Source organism: Mesorhizobium sp. C120A (assembly GCF_030323105.1).
GTDB lineage: Bacteria > Pseudomonadota > Alphaproteobacteria > Rhizobiales > Rhizobiaceae > Mesorhizobium.
On the sequence record NZ_CP100476.1, the window covers coordinates 1,510,615 to 1,525,000 of the forward strand.

The following is a 14,386-nucleotide window of genomic DNA, read 5'->3' on the forward strand; positions in this document are numbered from 1 at the left end:
CTGCGGCGGGCAAAATGCCCATTGGAGAAGAAGCCGCGATGCGTGATACGGCCAGTGGCCCGCGCGTTCTGCTGAAACGGCTCCGCGAGCTCATGCAGGAGCCGCTGGAGCCGCAGGAGCGGCTCGACCGGATCGTGCGCGACATCGCCTCCAACATGGTCGCCGAGGTCTGCTCGCTCTATGTGCTGCGCGCCGATTCGGTGCTCGAACTCTATGCCACCGAAGGTCTGAACCCGAACGCCGTCCATTTGGCGCAGCTGCGGCTGGGGCAGGGCCTCGTCGGCACCATTGCCGCCAGCGCGCGGCCGCTCAACCTCTCCAATGCGCAGGAACATCCGGCCTTCGCCTACCTGCCGGAGACCGGCGAAGAGATCTACAATTCCTTCCTCGGCGTGCCGGTACTAAGGGCAGGGCGCACGCTCGGCGTGCTGGTGGTGCAGAACAAGACCATGCGCCACTACCGCGACGACGAGGTCGAGGCGCTGGAAACGACCGCCATGGTGATCGCCGAGATGATCGCCACCGGCGATCTCGCGCGCCTGACCCGGCCCGGCCTCGAACTCGACCTGCGCCGTCCCGTCAGCTTTACCGGCCTGTCCTTCAACGAGGGTGTCGGCCTCGGCCATGTCGTGCTGCATGAGCCACGCATCGTCGTCACCAATCTGTTCAACGAGGACAGTGAGGAAGAGGTGCGCCGGCTGGAGACGTCGCTCGGTTCGCTCAGGCTTTCCATCGACGACATGCTGGAGCGGCGCGATGTCGCCTTCGAGGGAGAACATCGCGAGGTGCTCGAGGCGTATCGCATGTTTGCCAACGACCGCGGCTGGGTGCGCCGGCTGGAAGAGGCGATCCGCAACGGCCTGACGGCGGAAGCGGCGGTGGAAAAGGTGCAGAGCGACATGCGCGCCCGCATGCTGCACATGACCGATCCTTATTTGCGCGAGAGGATGAGCGACTTCGACGATCTCGCCAACCGGCTGCTGCGCCAGCTGATGGGGCGCGGGCCTGACGACGTCGCGGCGTCACTGCCGAAGGATGCCATCCTGGTCGCGCGCTCGATGGGCGCGGCCGAACTGCTTGATTATCCCAGGGACAAGCTGCGCGGCGTGGTGCTGGAAGACGGCGCTGCCACCAGCCATGTCGTCATCGTAGCGCGCGCCATGGGCATTCCGGTCGCCGGCCAGATGAAGGGCGCCGTTTCCATGGCGGAAAACGGCGATGCCATCATCGTCGACGGCGAGGAAGGCACCATCCATCTGCGGCCGCAGCCCGACCTCGAAGCTGCCTATGCCGAAAAAGTGCGCTTCCGGGCGCGCCGGCAGGAAGTCTACCGGGAACTGCGCAAGAAGCCGTCGGTGACCAAGGACGGCGTCCAGGTCGACCTGCTGATGAATGCGGGCCTGGCCGTCGACCTGCCGCAGCTGGCCGAGGCGGGTGCGGCCGGCATCGGCCTGTTCCGCACCGAATTGCAGTTCATGGTCGCCTCGACCTTCCCGCGCGCCGAGGCGCAGGAGCGGCTCTACCGCGACGTGCTGGACGCGGCGCGTGGCAAGCCGGTCACCTTCCGCACCATCGACATCGGCGGCGACAAGGTGCTGCCCTACTTCAAGGGCGCTGTCCAGGAAGAAAACCCTGCGCTCGGCTGGCGCGCGATCCGGCTGACGCTCGACCGGCCGGGTCTGCTCAGGACCCAGATCCGCGCTCTGCTGAAGGCCTGCGGCGGGCGCGAACTGAAGCTGATGCTGCCGATGGTGACCGAGCTCGGCGAAATCGCCCAGGCGCGCGAGATCATCGACCGCGAAGTGCGGCATCTCTCCCGCTTTGCCCACCATCTGCCGACCAGCCTCAAGGTGGGCGCCATGCTGGAAGTGCCGTCGCTGCTGTTCCAGCTCGACGAGTTGATGAAGGCGGTCGATTTCGTCTCGGTCGGCTCCAACGACCTGTTCCAGTTCGTCATGGCGGTCGATCGGGGGAACACGCAGCTCTCCGACCGCTTCGACACGCTGTCGACGCCGTTCCTGCGGGTTCTGAAGCAGATCGCCGACGCCGGGGTTCGCAACCACACGCCGGTGACGCTGTGCGGCGAGCTTGCCGGAAAACCCATTTCCGCCATGGCGCTGATCGGCCTCGGCTACCGCTCGATCTCGATGTCTCCAGCCTCGATCGGCCCGGTCAAGGCGATGTTGACCGAACTGCCACTGGAGGAATTGGAGGCTTTCTTTGCCGACAATCTGATGGCGCCAGCTCAAGGGCTGCCGATGCGAGCGCTGCTGCAGGCCTTCGCCGACGACCGCTCCATCCCGCTATAGCATTAGCCATGGTCAATCTTCCCCGCGAGCGTATGGATCAGGTCGTCAAGCGTTTCGAGATGCTCGAAGCGCAGATGTCGGCCGGCCCGGCAGCCGATGCCTATGTGAAGATGGCTTCCGAATATGCCGAGCTGCAGGACATGGTGGCCAAGGTCAGGGAACTGCGCTCAGTCGAGCGCGAGCAAGCCGACCTCGAGGCGATGCTTGCCGACAAGGGCACCGACGCCGAGATGCGGGCCCTGGCGGAGGCAGATTTGCCGGGCGTCGAAGCGCGAATCGAAGAGCTGCAGAAGGACATCCAGATCCTGCTGTTGCCCAAGGACGCGGCCGACGACAAGAACGCCATCCTTGAAATCCGCGCCGGCACCGGCGGCGATGAGGCGGCATTGTTCGCCGGCGACCTGTTTCGCATGTATGAGCGCTATGCCGCCGAACGCGGCTGGCGCTTCGAGACGGTGTCGGCCAGCGACGGCGACGCCGGCGGCTTCAAGGAAATCATCGCCACCATTTCCGGTAGGGGAGTCTTTGCCAATCTGAAGTTTGAATCCGGCGTGCACCGCGTGCAGCGCGTGCCGGCGACCGAGGCCAGCGGGCGCATCCACACTTCGGCGGCGACGGTTGCCGTACTGCCGGAGGCCGAAGAGGTCGACATCGACATTCGCGCCGAAGACATCCGTATCGACACGATGCGCGCCTCGGGTTCGGGCGGCCAGCACGTCAACACCACCGATTCTGCGGTGCGCATCACCCATTTGCCGACCGGCATCATGGTGGTGCAGGCGGAGAAGTCGCAGCATCAGAACCGGGCGAAAGCCATGCAGATTCTGCGTGCGCGGCTTTACGACCTCGAGCGCAGCAAGGCGGACGAGGAGCGCTCGGAGTCACGCAAATCGCAGGTTGGTTCGGGCGACCGTTCGGAGCGCATCCGCACCTACAACTTCCCGCAGGGCCGCCTTACCGACCATCGTATCAACCTGACGCTCTACAAGCTCGACCGGGTGATGATGGGCGAGCTCGATGAGGTCATCAATGCGCTGATCGCCGACCATCAGTCGAAGCTGCTCGCCGATATCGGCTTCGATGGCTGACATGTTGCCCGGCGCGCTCGGGCCGTTGTTGCGGGTGGCGCGGGAGCGGCTTGCCGCGGCCGGCCTTTCCGACCCGGCGCTGGATGCCAGGCTTATCGTCGAGCATTTTTCCGGCACGGACCGTACGCAGGCGATCGCCGACCCGCAACGGACGGTCGATGCGGGTGCGGTTGCCGCAATCGGCGCTGCTCTGCAGCGCCGCATGGCCGGCGAACCGGTTCACCGCATCCTCGGGTTTCGCGAGTTTTACGGCCTGCGGCTGTCGCTGTCGCCGGAAACGCTGGAGCCGCGGCCGGACACCGAAACGCTGGTCGAGGCGATCCTGCCTTTTGCCGGCGCGACGGCCGAAAGGCTGGGGGAATGCCGTATCCTCGATCTCGGCACCGGTACCGGCGCGATTGCGCTGGCGCTGCTCAGCGCGGTTCCGGCCGCGACCGCCACCGGGGTCGATATTTCACAAGACGCGCTGGCAACCGCGATACGTAATGCCGAGCAACTCGGACTCGCCGGCCGGTTCGTGGGGCTGCATTCCGACTGGTTCGAAAAAGTTTCGGGCCGATACCATGTAATTGCCGCAAACCCTCCCTATATATCGTCTGGAGACATTGGAAATCTGCAGGACGAAGTCCGCGATTTCGATCCGCACAGAGCCCTTGATGGCGGTGTGGACGGTCTTGGCCCCTACAGGATCATCGCCGCCGAGGCGGCAAAGTTTCTGGAAGCAGAAGGCAAGATAGCGGTCGAGATCGGCCACTCGCAGCGCAATGAGGTCAGAGACATATTCGCGGCAGCCGGCTACAGGCTGGCCGGGGCATTCGTCGATCTTGGCGGAAACGACAGGGTTCTTATGTTTGAACAGGGAAAGCCTTGATGCAGTGCAAAAAAGCGCTTGGCAATGCCGGGGAATGCGGCTAGGGTCCGCCCTAACCGGATGAGACGAAGCAGGCAGTGCTCTTAGCGATTCGGTTTTCCTTGGAAATAGCTGCCTTCTTGCGCAAACGACGCCCAAGCTTCGTGCGGGAATCGTCCGGCAAGTGATGTAACCGGAACGGGATGACACGTGGCGCCAACGCAATTGATGCGGGCGAACGCCGGTGAAGAAACGAAACGGCTGGCTGCATGAGCGCCTCCGTTCGTGAAACGTTTTTCGAAAATTTCAAAATGAAGAGAGTCTTATGAGGCCACAACAGCAGAACAGGCGCATGCGCGGTCGCAACAACAATGGCGGCGGCGGTGGCAACAACAATAACAACAACAACAACCGCAAGGGCCCAAATCCCCTGACGCGCAACTACGAGAGCAACGGCCCGGACGTGAAAATCCGTGGATCGGCTCAGCAGATCGCCGAAAAATACGCCACTCTGGCCCGTGATGCGCAAAGCTCCGGCGACCGGGTTATGGCGGAAAATTACCTCCAGCACGCCGAGCACTACAACCGCATCATTGCCGCCGCACAGGCGCAGATGCCGATCCAGAATGCCCCGCAGAACCGCGACGAATTCGACGACGATGAAGATCGCGACGATTTTGACAATGCCGGCAGCGGCAATGGCGGCGAGACGCAAGCGCCGATGGCGAACCACGGCAACGGTCCGCAGCCGACGATTGAGGGCACGCCGGCCGAACTCGCTTACGGCCAGGAAAACGGCCGCGAGAACAACAGTGGCCGTGACAATAATGGCCGTGACAATAATGGCCGCAACAACAACGGCCGCGACAACAATGGCCGCAACCGTGACCGCCGCCCCAATGGCGGCTATGGCCAGAACGACCAGCGTGGCGACTTTGCCCAGCGTGGCGAGCAGAACGGCCAGCGCGGCGACCAGCAGCGCTTCACCGAAACCCCGGCACAGGCGGAAACCGTTTCCGCGGTTGAGCCCGAAGCCGAGAGCGGTTTCTCCGAGTCGGCGCCGCTGTACGAAAACCTGTCGCCGGCGGCTCTTGCCGCCCGGGCCGAACTCAATGAGGCAGCCGCCGAGAGCGGCGCTGCCCGTCGCCCGCGGCGTCCGCGCCGCCCGCGCAACAATGCCGATCAGGTCGGTGACGAACAGTCTGGTGGTGGCCAGGTGGTGGATGGCGCCGGCGAGACCGCTGCCGCTGTTGACGTGGTTGATGCGGCGCCGGCCGAAAGCCCTGCCGGCGACCCGTTCGCCGTCGACGCCAACAACTGACCCACAAGACATAAGTCGATGAAACGGCGGAGAGAAATCTCCGCCGTTTTCGTTTGCTCGGCCATGCAATATCATCAGCCGGACGTCTTGAGCGGCAATGGCTTGCGCCCCATATCTGGCGTGAACTGGACCCGGCTCGGATGAGCGGGTCCGTCACCGCAATCTGATCCGGTGCCGCAAAGCGGGCCGGTGATGGAAGGAGACAGATATGAACCTCGAGAAATACTCCGAGCGCGTCCGCGGATTCATTCAGTCCGCCCAGACCATGGCGCTCTCGCGCAATCACCAGCAATTCACTCCCGAACATATGCTGAAGGTCCTCGTCGATGACGATGAGGGGCTGGCCGCCTCGCTGATCGAGCGCGCCGGCGGCAACGTGCGCGACGTCAAGCTTGGCGTCGAGACCGCCCTTGAGGCCATGCCGAAGGTGGAAGGCGGCAACGGCCAGCTTTATCTGGCGCAGCCGCTGGCCAAGGTGTTTTCGACCGCCGAGGAATTGGCCAAGAAAGCCGGCGACAGTTTTGTCACGGTCGAGCGGCTGCTGCAGGCGCTGGCGATGGAGAAGTCGGCCAAGACGGCCGATATCCTGTCCAAGGCCGGCGTCACAGCGCAGGCGCTGAACCAGGTGATCAACGACGTCCGCAAGGGCCGTACCGCCGATTCGGCGAGCGCCGAGCAGGGCTATGACGCGCTGAAGAAATACGCGCGCGACCTCACCGCCGATGCCCGCGCCGGCAAGCTCGACCCTGTGATTGGCCGTGACGACGAGATCCGCCGCACCATCCAGGTGCTGTCGCGGCGTACCAAGAACAACCCGGTGCTGATCGGCGAGCCGGGCGTCGGCAAAACGGCGATCGCCGAAGGTCTGGCGCTGCGCATCGTCAATGGCGACGTGCCCGAATCGCTGAAGGACAAGCAGTTGATGGCGCTCGACATGGGCGCGCTGATTGCCGGCGCCAAATATCGCGGCGAGTTCGAGGAGCGGCTGAAGGCCGTGCTCAACGAAGTCACCTCGGCGGCCGGCGGCATCATCCTGTTCATCGACGAGATGCACACGCTGGTCGGCGCCGGCAAGGCCGATGGCGCCATGGACGCTTCGAACCTGTTGAAGCCGGCGCTGGCGCGCGGCGAACTGCACTGCGTCGGCGCGACCACGCTCGATGAATACAGGAAGCATGTCGAGAAGGACGCGGCCCTTGCCCGCCGGTTCCAGCCGGTCTTCGTCAACGAGCCGTCGGTGGAAGACACCGTGTCGATCCTGCGTGGCCTGAAGGAGAAGTACGAGCAGCACCACAAGGTGCGCATCTCGGATTCGGCGCTGGTCGCGGCGGCGACCTTGTCCAACCGCTACATCGCCGACCGTTTCCTGCCGGACAAGGCGATCGACCTTGTCGACGAAGCCGCGTCGCGGCTGAGGATGCAGGTCGATTCCAAGCCCGAGGCGCTGGACGAAATCGATCGCCGCATCATGCAGCTCAAGATCGAGCGCGAGGCACTGAAGGTCGAGAAGGACGAGGCGTCAAAGGACCGGCTCGCGCGTCTCGAAAAGGAACTCGTCGGCCTCGAGGAGGAATCGACCGAGATCACCGCCAAATGGCAGTCGGAGAAGCAGAAGCTTGGCCTCGCCGCTGACCTCAAGAAGCAGCTCGACGCGGCCCGCAACGACCTCGCCATTGCCCAGCGCAAGGGTGAATTCCAGCGCGCCGGCGAGCTTGCCTATGGCAAGATCCCGGAACTGGAAAAGAAGCTGAAGGAAGCCGAAGCCCAGGACGGCAAGGCCGGCATGGTCGAAGAGGTGGTCACGCCCGACCACGTCGCCCATATCGTGTCGCGCTGGACCGGCATTCCGGTCGACAAGATGCTGCAGGGCGAGCGCGACAAGCTGCTGCGCATGGAAGACGAGATCGGCAAGCGAGTCGTCGGCCAGGGCGAAGCGGTGCAGGCGGTGTCCAAGGCCGTGCGTCGTGCCCGGGCCGGGCTGCAGGATCCGAACCGGCCGATCGGCTCGTTCATGTTCCTCGGACCGACCGGCGTCGGCAAGACCGAACTGACCAAGGCGCTGGCCAATTTCCTGTTCGACGACGAGAGCGCCATGGTGCGCATCGACATGTCGGAATACATGGAGAAGCACTCGGTCGCCCGGCTGATCGGAGCGCCTCCCGGTTATGTCGGCTATGAGGAAGGCGGTGCGCTGACCGAAGCGGTGCGGCGCCGGCCCTATCAGGTCGTGCTGTTCGACGAGATCGAGAAGGCGCATCCGGATGTCTTCAACGTCCTGTTGCAGGTGCTCGACGACGGGCGGCTGACCGACGGGCAGGGCCGCACGGTCGACTTTCGCAACACGCTGATCGTCATGACGTCGAACCTCGGCGCCGAATATCTGGTCAATCTCGGCGAAGAGCAGGATGTCGATGCCGTGCGCGACGAGGTTATGAGCGTGGTGAGAGCCTCGTTCAGGCCGGAGTTCCTCAACCGCGTCGACGAGGTGATCCTGTTCCACCGGCTGCGCCGGCAGGATATGGGCCGCATCGTCGAGATCCAGCTCAAGCGGCTGGAAAGCCTGCTCGTCGACCGCAAGATCACACTGTCGCTCGACCAGGAATCGATCGACTGGCTGGCGGCGAAGGGCTACGACCCGGCCTATGGCGCGCGGCCGCTGAAGCGGGTGATGCAGAAGGACCTGCAAGATCCGCTGGCGGAAAAAATCCTGCTTGGCGAGATACTCGACGGCTCGACCGTCAAGGTCACCGCCGGCTCCGACCGGTTGAATTTCCGGTCCAGGCCCACTGTGGTGCCGACCGACGCGGCAGCCTGATCCAACGCCGCGCGTCCGACCGGACGCGCGGCATTTTCTTATGAAACAACAATCCTTTGACGGGGGTGCAGATGACGCTGGACGACTACAACAGCTTCTGCGCCTCGCTGCCGCAGACGACGCATGTCGTGCAGTGGGGCGGGGCCGATGTCTGGAAAGTCGGTGGCAAGGTCTTCACCATCGCCGGCCATGACCGGGAGGGTGGCGTCTTCGTCACCTTCAAATGCTCTGAAATGGCTTATGACGTGCTGAAGGATCAGCCCGGCTGCCGGCCGGCGCCCTATCTCGCCTCGCGCGGCATGAAATGGATCCAGCGTCAGACAAGCCAGAGCATGGATGATGATGCGCTGAAGGACTATCTCGGCGAAAGCCACCGCCTCGTCGTCCTCAAGCTGACGAAGCAGACGCGCAAGGAATTGGGCCTGTAGCAACCAGTAATCCGCCATCTTCATGCCCGGTTCATGTTGGAAAGCTTATGTTGTGGTTTGCTGGCGAAGGGGTTTGCCTGCAGGCTTTTGACGATCAGGGCGTTCCTTGCGCATCCAAACGGTGGCGAGAACGTTCTGGTGGGAACACTGCCGGGCGGCGGCAATTACGCATGACCCCGAAAATCGAAATTCGATTTTCGGAAAGGATCATGCGCAGACATGAAGTGTTACAACGTCCTTTGCGCGTCCAAACGGACGCGCGGCGCTGTAAGTACCGGAGAGTTTGACCACCATGTTCCGCACGATCCTTGCCTTTTCGGTGCTCGCCGCCGGGCTGCTCACGTCCAGCGCCATGGCATCGCCGACTGTGGACAACGCACTGCCGGCCGTCCGCGCCGCCGATAGCGGCGGCATTGTGCTTGCCCAGGACGGCAATCTCGACATCTATTACGACGCCAGGGGCAACCGCGTCATCGTCGATGCCGAGACCGGCAAGGTCATTGCCATCCAGCCGCCGCAGACCAGGCTCGACCGCCGCGCGCTGCGCCGGGAAATGCGGGCACGTGAGCTTGGACGCGCACCGGTCGAAGACGACGACCGCTACTATCTCGACGATCCCGAAGACATGGCGCGTTTCCGCCGCAGGCAACTGGACGATCAGGGACGAATCCCCGGCCCGCCGGTTGATGAATACGATCCTGAAAGCGACAGATTCCTGGGGGCCGCTCCGCAGGATGATGCCAATGACAGCGACACCTATCCGGAAGCGCCGAAATCCGCTGAACCGCGGCCCCTCAAGCGCCAGCCGCTGAACGAAGCCTCTATCGATCCCGCCGAACCGGCGGCGCCCGCCGACCAGGCCGCGCTGCCGCCGAAAGCCGGTGGCAAGACCGTGGTCGATCCCTCGCTTTCACTCGGCGCACGCCAGGATGTAGCCGCCTTGCAGGTGCTGCTCGACCGCGCCGGCGCTTCACCCGGCGTCGTCGACGGGCGCTTCGGCTCCAATGTCGACAAGGCGCTTGCCGCCTATAACCAGATCACCGGCAGCAATCTGCGCTCGACCGACGCGGTCGGCATCCAGGCTGCGCTGGCGCAAACCGGTGGCGATGCTTTCGCCAATTATACGATCACGCCCGAAGACGCGGCCGGGCCTTATGTCGCCTCGATACCGGAGGATTACAGCCAGAAGGCGCAGCTCGACCGCATGGCTTACACCTCCGTCACCGAAGCCTTGGCCGAACGGTTCCACATGGACGAGAACTACCTGAAGGGGCTCAATCCCGAGGCCGACTTCAGCCGTCCCGGCACCATCATCAAGGTCGCCAATTTCGGCAGGCTGGTGGCGACGCCGGTTGCCCGCATCGTCGCCGACAAGGACAAGAAGCAGGTGTTCGCCTATGACGCCGGTGGCAAGCTGGTCGCGGCCTATCCGGCCACCATCGGTTCAGCCGACACGCCCTCGCCGACCGGCACCCATACGGTGTCGCGCGTCGCGCTCGATCCGAACTACACCTACAACCCCAGCATCAATTTCAAGCAGGGCCAGAACGACAAGATCCTGACCATCCCGCCGGGTCCGAACGGCCCGGTCGGCTCGGTGTGGATTGCGCTGGACAAGCCGACCTATGGCATTCACGGCACGCCCGATCCCTCCAAGATCGGCAAGACCGAAAGCCATGGCTGCGTGCGCCTGACCAACTGGGATGCGCGTGAACTGGCCAAGCTGGTGTCGCCGGGCGTCACCGTCGAGTTCGTCGGCGGTCCCTCGGCCGATGATGTTGCGGAGCAAGTGAGCGCTCCAGCGCAGTGATGTCGGCCTGCCCATAAGGCAGGCCGACATCTAAGCTGGATTCATGAGCGCAGGGCGCTGGCTGGTTGTTGCCGGCCCGCAACAAGTCTAAGCAGGCGCTGATGAAGTCTCCGAGTGAAGCCGCAGCCGTTCCCCTGACCAGGTCGCTTTCCAACGGTACATTTTGCCCGCAGTCGCAGCGCAAGTTCGTGCTGGTTGCGGCGATCCTTGCGTCAGCGCTCGGCTTCATCGACGGGTCGATCCTGGCCATTGCCATGCCGGCAATGCGCGTCGACCTCGGCGCCAGCCTGGCCGAGGTCCAGTGGATTTCCAACGCCTATGCGCTGACGCTGTCGGCGCTGATTCTGGCCGGCGGCGCCGCCGGCGACCGGTTTGGCCTCAGGCGCGCCTTCGTTGCCGGCATTGCGTTGTTCATCGTCGCTTCGCTGGCCTGCGCGGTGGCGCCGAATGCGCTGGTGCTCATCGCCTTTCGCGCCATTCAGGGCCTTGGTGCGGCGATCATGGTGCCGGGCAGCCTCGCCATCATCGCCAAGGCCTATCCGAAGAAGGAGCGCGGCCGGGCGATCGGCATCTGGGCCGCCGCCTCGGCGCTGACGACGGCGCTCGGTCCAGTGCTCGGTGGCTTCGTCCTGTCGGCCTTTGGCGGCGGTATCTGGCGGGCGATCTTCGCCGTCAACCTGCCGCTCGGGCTGATCTCGATCTATCTCCTGCTGGCCAAGATTCCCGCCGACGCGCCGACGGAGAAGCGAAGCCTCGATCTCGGCGGCGCCGCTCTCGCCACGCTTGCCTTCGGGGCGCTTGCCTACGGACTGACCTCGATGAGCGCCGAAGGCAGCGGGCTGATGTCGGGGCCGAGCATCGCCGCAGGCGCCGTGCTGCTTATCATCTTCATCGTCTTCGAGCTTCGGCAGCGCGAGCCGATGATCGATCTCAAGCTGTTTCGGATCGGCGCCTTCGCCGGCGCCAACCTCGCCACCTTCTTCCTGTATTTCGCGCTGTCGGCCAATCTGTTCTACCTGCCGATGCTGTTGATCGCCGGATGGGGGCTGAGCACCAAAGAGGTCGGTTTCATCTTCCTGCCGCTGTCGGCGTTGATCGCGCTGCTGTCGGGTCTCGTCGGCCAGTGGTCGGATCGCATCGGTCCGCGTTTTCCGATCGCCAGCGGCTGCCTGGTGGTCGCCATCGCCTTTGCCGGGCTGGCTTTGCTCACTCATGCCGGCATGCACAATTTCTGGACCGGTATCTTTCCGCTGATGGCGGTGATGGGGCTCGGCATGGCGCTGGTGGTGTCGCCGCTGTCGACGGCGGTCATGACCGCGGTCGAGGACAAGGATACCGGCGCCGCTTCCGGCATCAACAATGCGGTTTCGCGCATTGGCGGGCTGATTGCTGTGGCGGCGATGGGCTCGCTCGCGGCCTGGGTCTATTCGACGATGCTCGATACCAGCGTCAGGCCGGGCATTCCGGGGTTCGGAGAACCGGCATTGGCCGGCCTGGCGTCAGACCTTGATGCAACACGGCTCGCCGCCAGCGATGCGGCGTTCGCGGCCGTGTCGACAGTGACGGCCGTGCTTTGCCTCCTTGCCGCTATTATCGCCTGGGCCACCGTTTCGGGGCAAAAGCTGCCTTAGTCACGAGCCGAAGAGGAGCAGTCGACCTGATTCGGAGCCGACCCGATTCGGAATGCTCTGATGGGGCGATTATGATTCGCCGGCGTCGAGTGTGACGGCTTAAAGCGCGTCGCGCTGAAACGGATTCATACGACGCGCTTTAAGTCTTTGTTTTGACACATGTCCTTGTCCCAGAGCCGCGGCACACTTCTGGGCGACATGCATTAGCCTTCGATCTTGGCGCTCGCGACCTTCAGCGGATTGCTGTCTTCCTGCTTGAGCAGTTCATCGATGCGCTCGCGCTCGCGCTTGAAAGCGACCAGGTCGTCGCCCTTCAGCACCTTGCCGACCGGCAGACGCACGCGCATCGGGTCGACCTTGGTGCCGTTGACGATCAGCTCGTAGTGAAGATGCGGACCGGTGGAGAGGCCGGTCTGACCGAGGAAGCCGATGGTCTGGCCCTGGCGGACATGAACGCCCGGTTCGATGCCTTTGGCAAAGGCGCTCTGGTGATTGTAGGAGGTCTCGTAGCCATTGGCATGGCGGATGATGATCTGTTTGCCGTAGCCGCCGGCCCAGCCGGCCTTTTCGATGGTGCCGTTGCCGGCGGCGATGATCGGCGTTCCGATCGGCGCCGCCCAGTCGACGCCGGTATGCATGCGGACATAACCGAGGATCGGATGTCGGCGGGCGCCGAAGCCGGAGCGGAATTTCCCGGCCGGCAGGGGATTGCGCAGCAGGAACTGCTCGGCGCTCGATCCATCCTCGTCGAAATAGTCGGTCGAGCCGTCCTGCATCTGGAAGCGGTAGAAATTGCGTGTCTGGCCGCCGAAGGTCGACGAGACATAGAGCAGTTCCGATTCGTCGGAGGCCTGGTCGTCGCCGTCAGGCTGCGAGAACAGCACGTCGATGCGGTCCGATGGATTGAGCCTGGACTGGAAGTCGACGCCGGAGGCCAGGAGCTTGACCAATTGCTGGGTCAGCTTCTTCGACATGCCATAGGAATAGGCGGCGCGGTAGATGCCGTCATAGACGTTCGGCAGATTGCCGCGCACCACCACCGGTGCCGACGAATCGTCGAACGCGGTCAGCAATTCGGGGTTCGGCTCCGGTTCCTGCGCCGGCACATACTGGCCGCGGTCGTCGAGCGCGATGGTGACGATGTGCGTTGTCTTGTCATAGACGCTGGTGCGAACGACCTTGGCGGCGTCGCCATGTACCTCGAGCCCGACCCGCAGCACGGTTCCGGCCTTCAGCGCCGGTGCGTTGAGCAGCTTGCCGATCGCCTCCGCCATGCCGGTGGCGTCATCGCCCGTATAGCCCGAATCAGCGAAAGCCTCGGCAATGTCGCGGTCCCTGGTGAAGGGAATGATTTCCTCGGCGAAAGCCGGGGTCTGGTCGTCGAGCGCGACGCGCGGCGCCACCGAGACGTTTTCCGGCACGATCTTGACGTCGTAGGAGCCGGCCATCGATTCGGCGAAGGCATCGCCGAATCGCTGCGGGTCGACATAATGCAGCGAGGCGACCTGCACGGCGCCGTCGCTGAGGTCGGTGCCGGCTTCGCGCACCACTTTTTCCACCTCGTCGGCGGACAGGTCGCTTTTCTCGTCGAAGGAGGCCGTCTCGACCGGGAAATCGACCGTCTTCAGGCTCATCTCGCTTTCGACCTTGGCGCCGTAGATCTGGCCCCCAACTGCGGAAGCCGTCGCCGGCTGCGCCGGCGTCGAGTCGCCATCGTCGCCGAACACCTGCATCGGGTCGAAAGGCGGATAGGCGCGGTTGGTGGTGTGGCCGGCGGCCAGCGCCATCTTGATCTGCACGAACGGCATGGTGTGGATAACGTCGCGGTCACCGACCTTGGTCACCATCGAAACTTCCATGCGCCGGCGGTCCTTGGCCTTGGCGATCTGGCGCGGCGCCACCAGCCTGGTGGTCTTGGCGACCTCGCCGGAATCGCCGCCGCTTTCGAGCTGGGCCAGTTCGGCGATTTCGGGCGGGGTTGCCAGCTGCTGGCGGCCGTCAAGGGCGGCAAACAACGCCACGCCCATCAGCACACTCGAGGTCACGCCGGTAAGAAAGGTGCCCGACAGCCAGCGCGCCGAAACCTCGCGCCGGTCGGGCGGGCCGCTGCGGCCATCCGCGATCAGCGGCGGCT

At 64.2% G+C, this 14,386-nt stretch carries 9 protein-coding genes (1 of these 9 cut by a window edge); 8 read left to right on the forward strand and 1 reads right to left on the reverse strand.

What is annotated here, in order from left to right; genetic code table 11:
- Positions 1 to 38: 38 nt before the first annotated feature.
- The 8 genes from ptsP to NL532_RS07525 all read left to right on the forward strand — a co-directional run bounded on the left by ptsP (position 39) and on the right by NL532_RS07525 (position 12,252).
- Positions 39 to 2,309 carry a phosphoenolpyruvate--protein phosphotransferase gene (gene ptsP / locus NL532_RS07490; RefSeq protein WP_023672972.1) on the forward strand — a complete coding sequence of 757 codons (2,271 nt, stop codon included), beginning with the start codon at positions 39 to 41 and terminating at the stop codon, positions 2,307 to 2,309.
- A gap of 8 nt (positions 2,310 to 2,317) precedes the next feature.
- Entirely contained in the window at positions 2,318 to 3,397 is a 1,080-nt protein-coding gene (prfA, locus tag NL532_RS07495; RefSeq protein WP_023686670.1) for a peptide chain release factor 1, read from the forward strand.
- Positions 3,390 to 4,268, forward strand: a complete 879-nt coding sequence (gene prmC, locus NL532_RS07500; RefSeq protein WP_023686669.1) for a peptide chain release factor N(5)-glutamine methyltransferase — start codon at positions 3,390 to 3,392, stop codon at positions 4,266 to 4,268. Before prfA ends, prmC begins: the two co-directional genes overlap by 8 nt.
- A 304-nt stretch (positions 4,269 to 4,572) precedes the next feature.
- On the forward strand, positions 4,573 to 5,568 hold the full coding sequence (locus NL532_RS07505; protein ID WP_023686668.1) for a DUF4167 domain-containing protein: 996 nt from the start codon (positions 4,573 to 4,575) through the stop codon (positions 5,566 to 5,568).
- A gap of 208 nt (positions 5,569 to 5,776) precedes the next feature.
- Positions 5,777 to 8,383, forward strand: coding sequence for an ATP-dependent chaperone ClpB (clpB, locus tag NL532_RS07510; RefSeq protein ID WP_023685772.1), 2,607 nt, complete (start codon positions 5,777 to 5,779; stop codon positions 8,381 to 8,383).
- A gap of 71 nt (positions 8,384 to 8,454) precedes the next feature.
- Positions 8,455 to 8,811 (forward strand): MmcQ/YjbR family DNA-binding protein, encoded by a 357-nt coding sequence (locus tag NL532_RS07515; protein WP_023685771.1) that lies wholly within the window; start codon positions 8,455 to 8,457, stop codon positions 8,809 to 8,811.
- 292 nt (positions 8,812 to 9,103) lie between these two features.
- Positions 9,104 to 10,621, forward strand: a complete 1,518-nt coding sequence (locus tag NL532_RS07520; protein ID WP_023743066.1) for a L,D-transpeptidase family protein — start codon at positions 9,104 to 9,106, stop codon at positions 10,619 to 10,621.
- A 101-nt stretch (positions 10,622 to 10,722) separates the two neighbouring features.
- Positions 10,723 to 12,252 carry a DHA2 family efflux MFS transporter permease subunit gene (locus NL532_RS07525; RefSeq protein WP_031202761.1) on the forward strand — a complete coding sequence of 510 codons (1,530 nt, stop codon included), beginning with the start codon at positions 10,723 to 10,725 and terminating at the stop codon, positions 12,250 to 12,252.
- A gap of 203 nt (positions 12,253 to 12,455) precedes the next feature.
- Here NL532_RS07525 and NL532_RS07530 read toward each other — a convergent pair whose 3' ends face one another.
- Positions 12,456 to 14,386, reverse strand: partial view of a M23 family metallopeptidase gene (locus NL532_RS07530; protein WP_023686664.1) — the 3' portion only. The gene runs 40 nt beyond the window's last position; the window shows 1,931 of its 1,971 coding nt (coding positions 41–1,971); its start codon lies beyond the right edge, outside the window; its stop codon occupies positions 12,456 to 12,458.

Coding starts and splice junctions, on each gene's coding strand:
- ptsP (WP_023672972.1), top strand. CDS start 39: ATGCGTGATACGGCCAGTGGCCCGCGCGTTCTGCTGAAACGGCTCCGC.
- prfA (WP_023686670.1), top strand. CDS start 2,318: ATGGTCAATCTTCCCCGCGAGCGTATGGATCAGGTCGTCAAGCGTTTC.
- prmC (WP_023686669.1), top strand. CDS start 3,390: ATGGCTGACATGTTGCCCGGCGCGCTCGGGCCGTTGTTGCGGGTGGCG.
- NL532_RS07505 (WP_023686668.1), top strand. CDS start 4,573: ATGAGGCCACAACAGCAGAACAGGCGCATGCGCGGTCGCAACAACAAT.
- clpB (WP_023685772.1), top strand. CDS start 5,777: ATGAACCTCGAGAAATACTCCGAGCGCGTCCGCGGATTCATTCAGTCC.
- NL532_RS07515 (WP_023685771.1), top strand. CDS start 8,455: ATGACGCTGGACGACTACAACAGCTTCTGCGCCTCGCTGCCGCAGACG.
- NL532_RS07520 (WP_023743066.1), top strand. CDS start 9,104: ATGTTCCGCACGATCCTTGCCTTTTCGGTGCTCGCCGCCGGGCTGCTC.
- NL532_RS07525 (WP_031202761.1), top strand. CDS start 10,723: ATGAAGTCTCCGAGTGAAGCCGCAGCCGTTCCCCTGACCAGGTCGCTT.